We start from the raw sequence: 15782 nt of genomic DNA, 5'->3' as shown, positions 1-15782 counted from the left end.
CGCCCGCCCTGCGCCCGTCCCACCTGCTCTATCCTCTGCCCATGCCCGATCCACGTTTCCTGCATCGCCTGTCCGATGTCCCCGCCGCCGCCTGGGACGCCCTGCACGACGGCCGCAACCCCTTCCTGTCGCACGCCTTCCTCGCCGGCCTTGAAGAACACGGTTGCCTGCGTCCCGAATGGGGCTGGCGGCCGCGCCACTTCACCCTGTGGGACGGGGGCACCCTGGTCGCGGCGATCCCGGGTTATCTCAAGGACAACTCGCACGGCGAGTTCGTGTTCGATCACGCCTGGGCGCACGCGTACGCCCAGCACGGGCTGGACTACTTCCCCAAGTGGCTGGGCGCGGTGCCGTATTCGCCCGTGACCGGCCCGCGTCTACTTGCCGGCACAACGGAGGATCGTGGCGCGCTGCTGGCATCGCTGGCGGGCGAAGTGGCACGCCTGGACTGGTCCTCGGCCCACATCAACTTCCACCCCGCCGAGGAAGACCCCGCCTTCAGCCCGGACTGGCTGCTGCGCGAGGACATCCAGTTCCAGTGGCACAACCCCGGTGGCTGGCAGACCTTCGACGACTTCCTCGGCGCGATGGACCACAAGCACCGCAAGAACATCCGCCAGGAACGCACCAAGCTCGCGCGCAGCGGCGTCACGTATCGCATCGTGCATGGCGATGAGGCGACCGAGGCCGATCTGCGCGCCATGCACGGCTTCTACCTGCAGACCTTCGCCGAGTACGGCAACTCGCCCGCGCTGACGCTGCCCTTCCTGCAGCATCTCGCCCGCACGATGCCGCGCGCGCTGGTGATCTTCCTGGCCGTGCTCGATGGCGAGCCGGTCGCCGGTGCGCTGTGCCTGCGTGGCGCGGACACGCTCTATGGGCGCTACTGGGGCGGCGCCACCCTGCCCGGCCTGCATTTCGAGACCTGCTACTACCAGGGCATCGCCTACTGCCTGCGCGAAGGACTGGCCCGCTTCGAGCCCGGCGCCCAAGGTGAGCACAAGCTGGCGCGCGGCTTCCTGCCGCACCGGGTGCGCAGCCGGCACTGGATCGCCGAGCCCGCCTTTGCCGAGGCACTGGTTGCGTGGTGCGCACAGGAGCGCGCCGAGGTCGCCCACTACGCACGTGTACTGGCGTCGCACAGTCCGTTCAAGGCCGACCTGGCATGACCCGCCGGCTGCCCTGGCGCCTGGACGATGCGCCGGACGCTCCCTTCCCGCCCGCCGAGACCGCGCTGCGCGATCCGGATGGCCTGCTGGCGCTCGGCGGCGACCTCTCGCCGGTGCGGCTGCTCAACGCCTATGCCGGCGGCATCTTTCCGTGGTTCTCCGAAGGCCAGCCGCTGCTGTGGTGGTCGCCGGACCCGCGCATGGTGTTTCGTACCGACGGCGTGCACCTGTCCAGCCGCTTTCGCCGCTCGCTCCGGCAGAGCGCCTGGACGCTACGGGCCGACACCTGTTTCGAGCAGGTGATCGATGCCTGCGCGGCCAGCCCGCGCCCGGGCCAGGACGGCACCTGGATCACGCGCGACATGCGCGACGCCTACGTCGACCTGCACCGTCTCGGCTTCGCGCACTCGGTGGAGGTGTTCGATGGCGATGCCCTGGTCGGCGGCATCTACGGGGTGGCGATCGGGCGGATGTTCTTTGGGGAGAGCATGTTCAGTGCGGTCTCGGGCGGCTCCAAGGTCGCCCTGGCAGGGTTGGCCCATCGGCTGGCCAGCTGGGGGTGGCCGCTGATCGATGCGCAGGTCGAAAATGACCACCTGCTGCGCATGGGCGCTGAGCACTGGCCCCGGCAGCGCTTTCTCGCGCTGACCCGTGAACAGGTCCAACAGCCAGCCGCCGCAGGCGATTGGGTGGATTTGTTCGGCACACTGACCGCCGCCGAAATCGCTGATCCGGACCGGCCTTAACCAAAACTTTGCATCAATCGCCCGACGCGCGTAAAATGCCCGCTCTTCAGGCCAGCTCGGCCGGTTACAGAACTGCACAGGACTACATGTCGAAAGACGACTCCATCGAGTTCGAAGGCACCGTCAGCGAGACGCTGCCGAACACCACTTTCCGCGTACGACTGGAAAATGGGCATGAAATCATCGCCCACATCTCCGGCCGCATGCGCAAGAACTACATCCGCATCCTGACGGGCGACCGCGTCAAGGTCGAAATGACCCCGTACGACCTGACCAAGGGTCGCATCACCTACCGCATGAAATAAGCGGTCCGGGGGTTGTTCCCGCCAGAAGGCCAGCCAGGTGCTGGCCTTTTCGCGTGGGCGGCATTCTGCCGGCAGCGGCCTTACCCTGCCAAGCGACACCCTGACCCAGTGCACCCTGACGTCGGTCAGGATGCCTTGATGCAGATTCGCCCTGGCACGCAACGGTCCACGCTGGCGGTCGATCCAATCCGGATCATGACCCGATGGCCCCCGCCATGAAGTACCTGTCTCCCCTGCTCCTGATCACCTGTCTGGCGGCCGCGTCGGCCCAGGCCGCCGAACCCACAGCCCCCGGCGACTGCATCACGCTCTCTGCGGATCAACAGCTGGTACGCAACGGGGCTGACCGCGACGTGCTGCTGCGCAATGGCGACCAGCATTACCTGGTGCGTTTCGAACGCTCCTGCAGCAGCGCCGCGATGTCGCCGAAGCTCGCCTTTGTCACGCCCGGCCGGGAGGGCCAACTCTGCGGCGCAGGGGCCAGCAAGCTGCGCACCAATGGACAGAGCTGCGCGATCAGTGCCGTTGATCCGATCACCGCCGAGGAATTCACACGTAAGGCGCGCGCGCGCCAGTGATCGGCCAAGCGCCCACGCACGCCTAAACAAAAGCCCCCTTTCGGGGGCTTTTGCATTCATCTCGACAACACCTGCGACCCGATTACACCGTGGCCGGCAACAGACGCTCCGGCTCGGCCTCGGTCTCGACAAACAGCTGGTCGTCGCGGACGTCGATGCTGACCTTGCCACCGTTGACCAGCTTGCCGAACAGCAGCTCGTCGGCCAGCGGACGCTTGATCTTGTCCTGGATCACGCGCGCCATCGGGCGGGCACCCATCAGCGGATCGAAGCCATGGTGGGCCAGCCAGTCGCGCGCGGTCGGGGTGGCCGACAGGCTGACGTGCTTTTCCTGCAGCAGCATTTCCAGCTCGATCAGGAACTTGTCCACCACGCGCAGGATGTGCTCGAAGCCCAGCGCCTGGAACTGCACGATCGCATCCAGACGGTTGCGGAACTCCGGCGTGAAGCTCTTGCGGATGACCTCCATCGCGTCGGTGGCATGGTCCTGGCGGGTGAAGCCGATCGAACGCCGCGAGGCCTGGGCCGCGCCGGCATTGGTGGTCATCACCAGCACCACGTTCTTGAAGTTCGCCTCACGGCCATTGGTGTCGGTCAGCACACCGCGGTCCATGACCTGCAGCAGGATGTTGAAGATGTCCGGGTGGGCTTTTTCCACCTCGTCCAGCAGCAGCACGCAGTGCGGGGTCTTGACGATCTTCTCGGTCAGCAGGCCTCCCTGGTCGAAGCCGACATAGCCCGGAGGGGCACCGATCAGGCGGCTGATCGAATGCGACTCCATGTACTCGCTCATGTCGAAGCGGACCAGCTCGATGCCCAGCTGCAGCGCGAGCTGCTTGGTCACCTCGGTCTTGCCCACGCCGGTCGGGCCGGAGAACAGGAAGTTGCCGATCGGCTTTTCCGGATTGGCCAGGCCCGAGCGGGCCAGCTTGATCGCCGAGGACAGTGTCTCGATGGCCGGGTCCTGGCCGAAGATCACCATCTTCAGGTTGCGCTCCAGATGCTGGAGCACGTCCTTGTCGGTCGCGCTGACCTGCTTGGCCGGGATGCGGGCCATCTTGGCGACGATGGTCTCGATCTCCTCGATGTCGATCAGTTCCTTGCGCTCACCGTCCGGCAGCAGGCGCTGGCGGGCACCGGCTTCGTCGATCACATCGATCGCCTTGTCCGGCAGCAGGCGGTCGTTGATGTGCTTGACCGACAGATCCACCGCAGCCTGCAGCGCGTCATCGGCGTAGGTCACGCCGTGGTGCGCTTCGTACTTGGGCTTGAGGCCCTGCAGGATCTCGTAGGTTTCGCCCACCGTCGGCTCGACGATGTCGATCTTCTGGAAGCGGCGGGCCAGGGCCCGATCCTTCTCGAAGATGCCGCGGTATTCCTGGAAGGTGGTCGAGCCGATGCAGCGCAGCTCGCCCGAGGCCAGGGCCGGCTTGATCAGGTTGGAGGCATCCATGGTGCCGCCCGAGGCGGACCCGGCACCGATGATGGTGTGGATCTCATCGATGAACAGCACCGCATTGGGCAGCTTCTTCATCGCGGTCAGCACCCCCTTCAGGCGCTTTTCGAAGTCGCCGCGGTACTTGGTCCCGGCCACCAGCGCGCCGAGGTCCAGCGAATAGATCACCGCATCGGCGAGCACATCCGGCACCGACCCTTCCACGATGCGCTTGGCCAGGCCTTCGGCGATCGCCGTCTTGCCTACGCCCGCCTCGCCCACGTACAGCGGGTTGTTCTTGCGGCGACGGCACAGGACCTGGATGGTGCGCTCGATTTCATCGGCACGGCCGACCAGCGGGTCGATCTTGCCGTTGCGGGCCTGGTCGTTGAGGTTGCTGGCGAACTCGGCCAGGGCATCGCCCTTGCCTTCGCCCTCGGCACCCTCGGTGCGGCCCTCGCCATCGGCGGCGGGCGGCACTTCGCCCTCCTCGCCCAGCTTGGCGATGCCATGGGAGAGGTAGTTGACGATATCCAGCCGGGTGACGTCCTGCTGGTTGAGGTAGTACACGGCGTGCGAGTCCTTCTCGCCGAAGATTGCCACCAGCACGTTGGCGCCGGTGACTTCCTTCTTGCCCGAGGACTGCACGTGGTACACCGCGCGCTGCAGCACGCGCTGGAAGCCCAGCGTCGGCTGGGTATCGCGCCCATCATCTTCGGCCAGGCGCGAGACCGAGGCCTCGATGGCCTGTTCCAGTTCCTGGCGCAGGCGGTCGGCATCCGCGCCGCAGGCCTTGAGGACGGCCTGGGCGGACGGGTTGTCGAGCAGTGCCAGCAGCAGGTGTTCCACCGTCATGAATTCATGCCGGGCCTCACGGGCGCGCTTGTAGCACTGTCCGATGGTGTGTTCGAGGTCTTTACTGAACATGATTAACTCCGGCGGCAGTTAGGAACAATATGCGGCCAACCTTCACGATTTCCATCACCCTAGCGGATCCGTGCGTTCAGACGGCGTTAGCACTTGCCTGATCGCTCCGTCCATTCGACGAGCCGCCATCATGCACGATCTTCCGGCCACGAAATGGCAGTTTGGCCGTGATGGCAATGTCACGGCCAGCCAACGCTGCTGCAGCGGCCCGCGGGTGGCGCCGGGAGGGACTGGCGCGCGCGCCATCGTCGGACCGCCAGAGCGGGCTTCGTAGCAGGCACGGCGCAGCGACACGCCGGCCGCTGAGGGCCGGATGTCAGTGTTGGTGGAACAGTGCGGATCGCGGGCACACGCAGTGCAGGCCCGTCAGAACGTCAGCCGCTGGCCTTTTCCATCGTGCACAACAGCGGATGCTGGTTCATGCGCGAGAACTCGTTGACCTGGGCGACCTTGGATTCGGCGACCTCGCGGGTGAATACCCCGCACACGCCGCGACCGCGGGTGTGCACGTGAAGCATCACCTGGGTGGCCTGGTCCAGATCCATCGAAAAGAAGTGCTGCAGGACCGTCACCACGAAATCCATCGGGGTGTAGTCGTCGTTCAACAGCATCACCTGGTACATCGGCGGTGGCGCGACCTCAGGGCGTGCAGGCTCAAGCAGCACGCCATGGTCGTGATGAGTTTCGTGGGAAGTCTCGCGGGGCATCCCCACATTATAGGGCTCCAGCCCCCGGATTGGACGTTGCCCCCCGCCGCCCTTCACAATCTGCACTCTCCAACCAGACCTTCACAGGGATTTCATGAAAAGGATTGCTGCCGCACTGCTGCTGGCCGTGACTGCCACCGGCGCCCATGCGGCCGAGCCGGACAAGGCGGTCGGGCGTGCCCTGGACACGCTGAAGTACACCTACGAGGTGGACGAGGACGGCGACTACAAGATGGTCTTCGACATGGATGATGGCCGCAGCCAGCTGGCCTTCGTGCGCTCCACCGTCGAGGAGTTCGGCAAGCACAAGATCCGTGAGATCTGGTCGCCGGCCTACAATTCGCCGGGCAAGCAGTTCCCCGCTGCCGTCGCTAACCGCCTGCTGGAAGACTCGCAGGATGCCAAGATGGGTGCCTGGGTGAAGCAGGACCAGCTGGCGATGTTCGTGGTCAAGGTCGATGCCACTGCCACCCCGGAGCAACTCAGCGACGCCATCGATGCGGCCATCCGCACTGCTGACGCCATGGAACTCGAACTGACCGAGCAGGACGAATACTGAAGTGAATGCCGTGCAGGAACCGCGCTGGACGCCCCATGTCACCGTGGCCACCGTGGTGGTGCGTGATGGGCGTCTGTTGCTGGTCGAGGAGGCGATCGACGGGCGCCAGGTGCTGAACCAGCCCGCTGGGCACCTGGAGCCGGACGAATCGCTGGCGGCGGCTGCCGTGCGTGAAACGCTGGAAGAGACCGGCTGGACGGTGCGCTTGAGCGCCTTCATCGGTACCTACCAGTGGACCGCCCCGGATGGCACGCCGTTCCTGCGCTTTGCCTACGCGGCCGAACCGGTGTCGCACGATCCCGACCGGCCGCTGGACGACGGCATCCTGCGCGCGCTCTGGCTGACCCCGGCCGAGCTGAAGGCCGATCCCGACCGCCTGCGCAGCCCACTGGTCTGGCAGGTGGTCGAAGATTACCTGGCGGGCCAGCGCCACCCGCTCTCCATCGTCAAGGAGGCTGCATGAGCACCCCGCGCATCATGGTCGGTGTCTCCGGTGGCGTGGACTCCTCCGTCGCGGCCTGGCGGCTGGTCCAGCAGGGCGAGCCGGTGGCCGGGCTGTTCATGCAGAACTGGGCCGATGACGGCAGCGGCGATTGCCGCGCCGAAGATGACCGCCGCGATGCCGTGGCCGTGTGCGGCCTGCTCGGCATCCCGTTCCACTTCCGCGATTTCTCCAGCGAGTACTGGCAAGGGGTGTTCGAACACTTCCTGGCCGAGTACGCCGCCGGCCGCACGCCCAATCCGGACGTGCTGTGCAACCGCGAAGTGAAGTTCAAGCATTTCCTCGATGCCGCGCGTGAGCTCGGCGCCGAGCGCATCGCGACCGGGCATTACGCCCGCGTCGCGCAGGTCGGCGGCCGCTGGGCACTGCTGCGTGGTGCCGACCGCAGCAAGGATCAGAGCTACTTCCTGCACCAGCTGGGCCAGGAACAGCTGGCCGCCACGCTGTTCCCGATCGGCGATCTGCAGAAGAACGACCTGCGCCGGATTGCCCGGGACGCGCGCCTGCCCACCCACGCCAAGAAGGATTCCACCGGGATCTGCTTCATCGGCGAACGCGACTTCCGCGAGTTCCTCGGCCGCTATCTGCCAGCGAAAACAGGCGAGATCCGCGATCCCGATGGCGCCCTGATCGCCGAACATCCCGGCGTGTTCTATTTCACGCTCGGCCAGCGCGAGGGCCTGAACATCGGCGGCGTGCGAGGCCGGCCGGCGGCGCCGTGGTATGTGGTCGGCAAGGACGTCGCCAGCAACGTGCTGTACGTGGACCAGGACCGCGAGAGCCCGTGGCTGCAGTCCACCCGGCTGCACTCCGAGGCCGCCCACTGGATCGCCGGCGCCCCGCCCGCGCGCCGGTTCGCGTGCACTGCCCAGACCCGGTACCGCCAGCCCGATGAACCCTGCACGGTGTCTGTGCGCGATGACGGCACCCTGGAGGTGCGCTTCGCACGGCCGCAGCGTGCCGTCACCCCCGGTCAATCGCTGGTGTTGTATGACGATGAGGTCTGCCTTGGCGGCGCCGTCATCGCCGCCACCGATGCCCCCCTGGAACAGCGCCTTCGCGCCACCCCTTCTCCTTTCGAGGTATCTGCTGCATGAGTTTTTCCGTCGACGACCGCGTTCTTGCTCTGGCCGGCATCGCCCAGGCCCTGCAGCAGGTCCGCCGCATCGCCGAAACCGGCCACTCCGAAGCCGCCGTGGTCCGCACCGCGGTGGAGAGCGTGTTCCGCATTGACGCGGCCAGCCCGCAGGAGATCTACGGCAGCGCCAGCAATGTCGCCCCGGGCCTGCGCCTGCTGCACAACTACCTGAGCAGCCAGGGCCAGGATGAGCACCTGCCTCGCCTGGCCTTGTCCGTGCTGCAGCTGGAACGCCGGTTCGTGCGCGAGAACGAGATCGTGGCCAAGGTCAGCACCGGCATCGAGCGCGCCCAGGCCCAGGCCAGCGAGCTCGGCGACAGCGCCCACCCGGACGTGCTCGCCGCGCTGGGTGGCCTGTACGCAGACACCATCAGCAACCTCAAGCCGCGCGTGATGGTCCAGGGCAATCCGCACTACCTCGGCCAGGCCGGCGTGGTCGCCGAGATCCGCGCCCTGCTGTTGGCGGCGGTCCGCTCGGCAGTGCTGTGGCGCCAGACGGGCGGCCAGTACTGGGACTTCCTGTTCTCCCGCAAAACGATGCTCGAAGCGGTCGCGCGCCAGCTGCGCTGAGCCGCGGCGAAGGGGCCGCCGGCGGGATCGGCGGCCCAGCCTCGTGCCCCTTGGGTCGAGGGCGACGGGCGGAAAAATCATGCGGACGGCTAAAGCAAACCGGGGTACGGCCGATACAGCATCCGTGCACCTCCCCGAGAACGTCCATGTACTCACGCCTCTTCATCCGTCTGGCCGCCCCCCTGGTCCTGACCCTTCTGCTTCCCTTTGCCATCGGCTTCGAGTGGCCAGCCGCCCTGCGTTGGGCGATCCTGAGCACGATGACGCTCAGCTGGCTCGGGTTTGCCTGGTGGAGCGCCCGCGCCCAGACCCAGCGTTCGCCTGAGCAGGCCCGCATCCTGCGCGAGCAGGACCAGTTGCTGACCGAGCTGCGCTCGTTTGTCGGCAACGAAATCGAAGGCTCGCGTGGCGAGGTCGAACGTGCCCGCGATCTGATCCGACATGCGGTCGGTGGCCTGGGCAGCAGCTTCGATGCCATGAACCGCAAGTCGCGCCAGCAGAGCCAGGCCCTGGCCCGTATCGTCGACCGCGCCGGTGACGAAGGTGGCGCCGGCGTCGACGTGGCCCGTTTCGCCCAGCACGCCAGCCATCGCATGGAGCAGCTGGTCGAGGCACTGGAGCAGGTCAGCGGCCAGAGCAGCACCACCGTGCAGCACATCGACCAGATGGCGCAGCACCTGGATGGCATTTTCGCGCTGCTGGAAGACGTCAAGTCGATTGCCGACCAGACCAACCTGCTGGCCCTGAACGCCGCCATCGAGGCCGCGCGTGCTGGTGAAGCCGGCCGCGGTTTCGCGGTGGTCGCCGACGAAGTCCGCAACCTGTCCGAGCGCTCCACCACCTTCAACGAGCAGATCCGCAAGCTGGCCCACAGCTCCAAGGACGCCATCGCCAAGGTGCGCGAGACCGTCTCGCACATGGCCTCCCGCGATATGGACCGCTCCCGCGAAGCGCGCCATGAAGCGGCGCAGATGCTGGACAACGTGGCCCAGATCAACGCATCGCTGGGTGACGGCATGCGTGAGATCTCCGAGTGCGGCCGCGCCATCGACAGCAGCGTCGCCGAAGCCGTGCGTGCCCTGCAGTTCGAGGACATCGCCACCCAGGCCCTGGGCGGCGTGCATACCCACCTGGATCGCCTGACCGCGATCAACCGCGAGGCGGTGGCCCTGCAGGAACTGCTGCATCGCAGTGGCGGCGTATTCGACGAAGAAGTCGTGACCGCCCTGCAGCGCACCGGCACCCGCCTGCGCGACATGCGCACCGAGTGGGAGCGCCCGCCGCACAAGGCCGTCGTCCAGCAGAGCATGGCCGCCGGCGCGGTCGAGTTGTTCTGATCCAGCTTTACCGTGCCCTTCCCGGCACACCCTGCGGCCCCGGTTTACCCCGGGGCCGTTGTGCTTGCACTACCCGCCTTGGCTGCAGATGATTACCTGATGTTGAACGCGTCCCTGCTGTCGGTTGCCTCTGTTGTCCCCGCCGAGCTGGAGCCGGCGGTGCCGGGCAGTGACGCCGTAACTCTCGCAGCCGCACCTGCCGCTGCGGCTGCGCCACTGCAGGGCCGCGCCCTGATCGCCCGGCTGGAGCAGCTTGCCCAGCAGGAACTGGCGCAGCTGGCCAGGCGCCCCTCGCCCGCCATTGCCGCACTGCCACCCGCGATCGATCCTGCCCTCGCCGGCCTGGCCTGGGATCTGGGCTTGAGCGGTGATGATCTGGGTGCTGCTGCGCGCTGAAGGCGCGGCATCCGCCACGTCCCCCGATCAGTCTGTATCGATGCAGTTATCGGAGCACAATTGCTCCGTCGCGGATCCGCGAAAGGCATTCAACATGGATATCCTACCGCCTTGCCTGGCGTGAGCCTGCCGATGCGCGACTACTACCGGATCGAATGCTACACAGCCGAACGTAAACGCACGCTCGGCCATTGCTGCCTGCCCATCCTGTTGTGAGAGTCGCTGGTGGCGAGGATCGACTGCAAAGGAAGTCCTCCCGCATCTCGCCAGGGCGCTGCACCAGTCAGGCTGGCGACGCCGTTGGCACCCCCGCCTGATTCTCAGTGTCAGGTCAGGCGGGAAGCCCCGCACAGGGCGACGACGCCGCCCTCAAACGCTTTGCGTCACCGCCGCATAACTCTCGCGTGGCGGCGTCTGGGTACCCAGCTTCAACCACTGCGCCAGATCGCGCGGGGCCAGCGGGCGCGAGTACAGGTAGCCCTGGATCTCATCACAGCCCTGGCGGCGCAGCATCGCCTCTTCCTGCTCGGTCTCCACCCCTTCGGCCACGACCTTCATGCCCAGCGCATGGCCCAGATGCACGATCGCCTGGGTGACTTCGGCGGTGCCGGCATCGTGCAGCATGCCCTGCACGAAGCTGCGGTCGATCTTGAGGCGGCCGACCGGGAAGCGATTGAGATAGTGCAGGTTCGAGAAACCGGTGCCGAAATCGTCGACGGCCAGCGGCACGCCGTGGCGCTCGAGGACATCGAAGCAATGCCGCAGCACCTCGGTGTCACGGATCAGGGCGGACTCGGTCAGCTCCAGCTCCAGGCGCTGCGGTGACCAGCCGTGGGCGTGGCAGATGTCGATCACGCGCTCGGCAAAGCCGCGGTCGCGCAGCTGCACGGCCGAAACGTTCACCGCCACGCGGTCGAACTGCAGGCCGGCAGCGTCCCACGCGGCGGCCTGGCGGCAGGCTTCGGCCAGCACCCAGTCGCCGATGCGCACGATCTCGCCGCACTTCTCGGCTATCGGGATGAACTCGGCCGGGCTGCAGTAGCCGATGCCGGGGCGATGCCAGCGCAGCAGCGCCTCGATCGCCGGGGGCTGGTCGTTCTCGGCATGCATCAGGGGCTGGTAGGCCAGGGTGAACTCTTCGCGTTCGATCGCGCCAAGCAGCGCGTGCTCGATCTCCAGCTTGCGCTGGATCTTGGCCAGCGCGTCCTGGCTGTAATACTGGTAGGTGTTGCGCCCGGCTTCCTTGGCCGCGTACATCGCCGCATCGGCGGCGCGCAGCAGTGATTCGAAATCCTGGCGGCTGTCGTCGAGCATCGCGATGCCGACGCTGGCGCCGACCTTCAACGTGCTCTCGCCGCGGTGCAGCGGCTCGGCAAGTGAGGCGATCAGCTTGCGCGCGACGTGGCCCGCGTCTTCCGGCGCGGCCAGGTCGCGCAGCACCACGATGAACTCGTCCCCGCTGAAGCGCCCGAACAGGTCGTTGTTGCGCAGGCTCTGGTGCAGGCGCGAGGCGGCCGCCTTGAGCAGCGCATCGCCGGTGGCGTGGCCGAAGGTGTCGTTGATGGTCTTGAAGCCATCCAGATCGATGAACAGCATCGCCAGCGGGCTGCCGCGGTCGCGGGCTTCCTCGATGGCGTCTGCGGTCTGCTCGCGCAGCAGCATGCGGTTGGGCAGGCCGGTGAGCAGATCGTAATGCGCCAGCAGCTCGATGCGCTCGTTGGCTTCGCGCTCGCGGGTGATGTCACGGAACAGCACCACGAAGCGGGTCGGCAGGCCATCGCGGCGGTCCAGCTCGATCAGCACCTGCACCCAGATGCGCAGCCCGGACTGCCGGTAGAAACACAGGTCCAGCTGCTCGGGCAGCCCGCCCTCGGCGATCCGCAACAGGGCCGCCTCGAACGCGTCGCGCGAGTCCTGGGTGTACAGGCTCAGTGCCTGGTCCAGGCTGATCGCCTCCTTGCGCAGGCCGTGGATGCGATAGCACTCCTCGGTCCACTGCATGTGGCGGGTGCCCACCTCGATCTCGCAGCCGCCGATGCGACCCAGCGCGGAAACGCGGTTGAGCAGCTCGGTGCGCCAGCGGATCAGCGCATCGGTCTGGTGTTGCTCGGTGATGTTCTGGACCTGCCCGAGCAGGCGCTGGATCCGCCCGTCCGGACCGATCAACGGCTGCATCCACACGCGCAGGTGCAGCGCGCCGCCGTTGTCACGGATCAGCTCCAGCTCCAGGGTGGTGGCCGCGCCATCGCGCCACATCCGGCGCCAGGCGCCACGCAGCCGGCCGCGGGAGTGCGGCTCCAGCTGGCGCAGCCAGTGGCGGCGGCCGTGCAGCGGTGCATCACCGGTCTCCAGCAGCGCCCGGAACTCGGGCGACCACCAGAACTGGCGCGCCTCCGGATCCCACGACCAACTGCCCATGCTGGCGATCCGCTGGGCTGCGCGCAGGTGCACCTGCTGCTCGCGCAGCTGGGCTTCCATCTGCTTCTGGGCCTGGATGTCGGTGTGGGTACCGACCATCCGCAGCGGCTGGCCGTCGGCCGTGCGGGTGACCACGCGGCCGCGATCCAGCACCCAGCGCCACTCCCCGTTGGGATGGCGGGCACGGAACTGGGTGGTATAGGCATCGCTCTCGCCGCGCAGGTGGGCATCCATCGCCACGCGCACCGCGGGCTGATCGTCCGGGTGGACGTTCTCCAGCAGCGCGCTGACACCGTCGGCATGACTGTGGGAATCCTCGATGGGCTGGCCGTCCCAGCGCCGTGAGCGGCGCACACTGTCACTGGGCAGATCCCAATCCCACAGTCCGTGCCCGGCGTGATCCAGAGCCACTTCCCAGCGGCTGCCCGCATAGGCGGCGACCGGCTCGGGCACGCTCAGGGTGAAGGCCAGCAGGTGCCCATCCGGATCGTGCACCGCGCGCATCCAGCCATCGAAGCGACCACCGGACCCGCCGGGAAGCTGGCAGGGCACCAGCCCACCGTCGGCGGCGAGCAGGCGCAGGTCTTCCAGCACCTCCCCGTAGGCGGCGACCGTTGCCGGCAGGCCATGCTCGCGCGCGGCCGGGTTGGCGGCGATCGGGCGACCGGCACGGTCGAGGATCACCAGCGCCGAGGCCAATGGGTGCTGCAGCAGACTCGCGATAATCCCTTGGTCCACGCCCTGTAACTCCGATAACGCACCCGACAACCGGGGAACGCAATCGTTAACGGCGGAGATTGCGGTTTATTGAGTTCCCTGGTGCCCTGCATCCTCGCCCGGGGCAGGTAAGATGACACTCGCCTTGTCCGATTGGCCCCGCCCTGCCCCATGTCGACCCGCCTGCCAGGCCCTTCCGAACCCGCTGCCGAGACCCCGCTGGCACGCGATCTGCGCCGCGACCGCTGGCGTGTGGTCGTGGCCTACCTGGTGCTGGCCCTGGTGTGGATCCTGAGCAGCGACGCGGCGGTCAAGCTGGTGGCCGGGGATCTGCAGACGGCCGCACAGTGGCAGACCATCAAGGGCACATTCTTCGTGGTCGCCAGCGCGGCACTGATCTATCTGCTGCTGCGCCCGCTGGCCCAGCACGTGCTGCACACCCACGCGCGGCTGGAGAGTTCGGAAACGCGCCACCGGCAGATGTTCGAAGGCAATCCCGGGCCGATCCTGGTCTACGACCTGGCGTCGCTGGCGATCCTGGACGTCAACCCGGCCGCGGCCAGCTTCTTCGGCTTCAGCCGCGAGGCCTTCACCGCGATGCCGATCACCGCGCTGTGGCCGCCCGGGCACGAGGCCATGCTCGAGGCCAAGCTGGACCACATCCGCGCCAATCCCGAGCAACTGTGCGTGATCACCGCCGACCTGCGCCTGAGTGACGGCAGCACCCGGCGGATGGAGATGCGCAGCAATTTCATCGATTACGGCGGCCGTCGCGCGCGTCTGTTGATCGCGATCGACCGCACCCGCGAAGACCAGGCGTTGTTGCGCCGCGACCAGGCGCTGGCCCGGGTGGAAGAAGCGCACGAGATGGCGCGCATCGGCGCATGGGAGATCGATCCGGCCACTGGCCTGGGCCGGTACGCCAATCAGGTGTATCGCCTGCTCGGGCGGCGCGCGCCCGACGCCCGGCGCTGGCACCGGTTCGATGAGCTGCTGGTGCCGGCCGATCCGGCCACGGCGGCGCTCAGCGAACAACTGTTGCAGGAGATGAGCTCCGGCGAGCCCGTGCAGATCGATGTACTACTGCCGTTGCTGGCGATGGACGGGCGCGCCCTGATGGTGCACCTGCGCGCCGAGAGCGGCCAGGACGACGCCGGCCGCCCGCGCGTGCTGGGCACCTTGCAGGATGTCACCGAGCGCGAGCAGTCGCGGCGCCTGCTGCGTGAGCGCGAAGAACAATTCCGCGAGCTGGTGCGGGTACTGCCTGATGGCGTGGTGATCCTGTCCGAGGAGCACGTGCTGTACGCCAATGCCTGCGCGGCCACCCAATTCGGCTACGGCCACCACACCCTGCTCGGCGAACCGCTGGCCGCCCTCGTCACCGACGACGACCTGCCCCGCGTGCGGGCGCAGTTGTTCGCCCAGTTGCCCCTGCAGAGCGCCGGGGCTGGCGAAGTGATCGGCATGCGCCGCTTCAACGGCCAGGCCTTCCAGGCCGGCCTGGCGGTCGGCGATGTGCGCTACGGCGGGCGCAACTGCAAGCTGCTGATCGTGCGCGACCTCAGCGAGCCCGAGCGCATCCGCGAGGCGCTGGAAACCAGCAACCGTGAGTTGCAGGCGATGGCCGGGCGACTGTTCTCGCTGCAGGAGGACGAGCGCCGGGCGATCTCGCGCGATCTGCACGACGACATCGGCCAGGCGATCACCGCGATGAAACTGTCTGCCTACGCCGCCCAGGACGAGCAGGACGCCGCCCGCCGCGATGAAGACCTCGCCCAGATCATCCAGCTGGCCGATGCGACCGTCGGCAAGCTGCGCGACATCTCCACCCTGCTGCGCCCACCGCAGCTGGATGCGCTGGGGCTGGAAGCGGCGCTGCGCTGGCAGGCCGGCGTGCTGTTCCGCTCGGCGGCGATCGAACTGCTGCCGGACATCCAGTCCCTGCCCCGACGCCCGGCCGGCGACATCGAACAGGCGTGCTTCCGCATCGCACAGGAAAGCCTCACCAACGTGCTGCGCCACGCCCGCGCCAGCCAGGTCAACCTGCACCTGCGCGATGTGGACGACCACGGCCTGCACCTGCAGGTCCGCGATGATGGCGAGGGCTTCGACCCGGACGGCCCGCGCGGGCTGGGCCTGATCGTGATGCGCGAGCGCGCGCAGAGCGTGGGTGGCACATTACGCATCGAATCGGCGCACGGCGCCGGTACCCTGATCGACCTTTACCTGCCGTACCGCGCCGCCGGCGCGACGGCTCACGACGCTCTGGAACACTGAC

The 15782-nt window shown here is 67.5% G+C and carries 14 protein-coding genes; 11 read left to right on the top strand and 3 right to left on the bottom strand.

Annotated elements, in window-relative coordinates; translation table 11 throughout:
- The first annotated feature begins 41 nt into the window (after window positions 1–41).
- From ABE422_RS01410 to ABE422_RS01395, 4 genes are all read left to right on the top strand, one after another.
- Entirely contained in the window at window positions 42–1169 is a 1128-nt protein-coding gene (locus ABE422_RS01410) for a GNAT family N-acetyltransferase (protein WP_346482293.1), read from the top strand.
- Window positions 1166–1915: a leucyl/phenylalanyl-tRNA--protein transferase gene (gene aat, locus ABE422_RS01405; RefSeq protein WP_346482292.1), complete on the top strand. Its 750-nt coding sequence runs from the start codon at window positions 1166–1168 to the stop codon at window positions 1913–1915. Before ABE422_RS01410 ends, aat begins: the two co-directional genes overlap by 4 nt.
- 86 nt (window positions 1916–2001) lie before the next feature.
- Window positions 2002–2220 (top strand): translation initiation factor IF-1, encoded by a 219-nt coding sequence (gene infA / locus ABE422_RS01400; protein WP_005409596.1) that lies wholly within the window; start codon window positions 2002–2004, stop codon window positions 2218–2220.
- 215 nt (window positions 2221–2435) lie between these two features.
- Complete coding sequence (locus ABE422_RS01395) at window positions 2436–2798, top strand: hypothetical protein (protein ID WP_070471582.1); 363 nt, start codon at window positions 2436–2438, stop codon at window positions 2796–2798.
- A gap of 82 nt (window positions 2799–2880) precedes the next feature.
- On the opposite strand, the gene clpA is transcribed toward ABE422_RS01395, so the two are convergent.
- Complete coding sequence (gene clpA / locus ABE422_RS01390) at window positions 2881–5160, bottom strand: ATP-dependent Clp protease ATP-binding subunit ClpA (protein WP_313212303.1); 2280 nt, start codon at window positions 5158–5160, stop codon at window positions 2881–2883.
- A 374-nt stretch (window positions 5161–5534) separates the two neighbouring features.
- The gene (gene clpS, locus ABE422_RS01385; protein WP_121036775.1) at window positions 5535–5867 is read right to left on the bottom strand and encodes an ATP-dependent Clp protease adapter ClpS; all 333 of its coding nucleotides are present in this window, start codon (window positions 5865–5867) and stop codon (window positions 5535–5537) included.
- A gap of 94 nt (window positions 5868–5961) precedes the next feature.
- Between clpS and ABE422_RS01380 the strand changes: the two genes are divergently transcribed.
- The 6 genes from ABE422_RS01380 (at window position 5962) to ABE422_RS01355 (ending at window position 10369) form a co-directional block, all read left to right on the top strand.
- Window positions 5962–6426 carry a YbjN domain-containing protein gene (locus tag ABE422_RS01380; protein WP_313212302.1) on the top strand — a complete coding sequence of 155 codons (465 nt, stop codon included), beginning with the start codon at window positions 5962–5964 and terminating at the stop codon, window positions 6424–6426.
- A 1-nt stretch (window position 6427) separates the two neighbouring features.
- Window positions 6428–6889, top strand: coding sequence for an NUDIX hydrolase (locus tag ABE422_RS01375; protein WP_313212301.1), 462 nt, complete (start codon window positions 6428–6430; stop codon window positions 6887–6889).
- On the top strand, window positions 6886–8025 hold the full coding sequence (gene mnmA, locus ABE422_RS01370) for a tRNA 2-thiouridine(34) synthase MnmA (RefSeq protein ID WP_313218289.1): 1140 nt from the start codon (window positions 6886–6888) through the stop codon (window positions 8023–8025). Before ABE422_RS01375 ends, mnmA begins: the two co-directional genes overlap by 4 nt.
- Window positions 8022–8636, top strand: a complete 615-nt coding sequence (gene hflD, locus ABE422_RS01365; RefSeq protein WP_152150794.1) for a high frequency lysogenization protein HflD — start codon at window positions 8022–8024, stop codon at window positions 8634–8636. The genes mnmA and hflD overlap by 4 nt, the downstream gene beginning before the upstream one ends.
- 146 nt (window positions 8637–8782) lie before the next feature.
- On the top strand, window positions 8783–9973 hold the full coding sequence (locus ABE422_RS01360; RefSeq protein ID WP_346482291.1) for a methyl-accepting chemotaxis protein: 1191 nt from the start codon (window positions 8783–8785) through the stop codon (window positions 9971–9973).
- Between the two features lie 99 nt (window positions 9974–10072).
- Window positions 10073–10369 carry a hypothetical protein gene (locus ABE422_RS01355; protein ID WP_313218288.1) on the top strand — a complete coding sequence of 99 codons (297 nt, stop codon included), beginning with the start codon at window positions 10073–10075 and terminating at the stop codon, window positions 10367–10369.
- Between the two features lie 369 nt (window positions 10370–10738).
- On the opposite strand, the gene ABE422_RS01350 is transcribed toward ABE422_RS01355, so the two are convergent.
- Window positions 10739–13525 (bottom strand): EAL domain-containing protein, encoded by a 2787-nt coding sequence (locus tag ABE422_RS01350; RefSeq protein WP_346482290.1) that lies wholly within the window; start codon window positions 13523–13525, stop codon window positions 10739–10741.
- Window positions 13526–13675: 150 nt separating this feature from the next.
- On the opposite strand from ABE422_RS01350, the gene ABE422_RS01345 reads away from it, so the two are divergent.
- Window positions 13676–15781: a PAS domain S-box protein gene (locus ABE422_RS01345; protein ID WP_346462275.1), complete on the top strand. Its 2106-nt coding sequence runs from the start codon at window positions 13676–13678 to the stop codon at window positions 15779–15781.
- The last annotated feature ends 1 nt before the right edge of the window (window position 15782 follow it).

Source organism: Stenotrophomonas sp. TWI1151 (assembly GCF_039673135.1).
In the GTDB taxonomy this organism is placed as follows: Bacteria; Pseudomonadota; Gammaproteobacteria; order Xanthomonadales; family Xanthomonadaceae; genus Stenotrophomonas.
The sequence above is the reverse complement of the archived record's forward strand: the minus strand, read 5'-3'. Positions and strand labels throughout refer to the sequence as shown.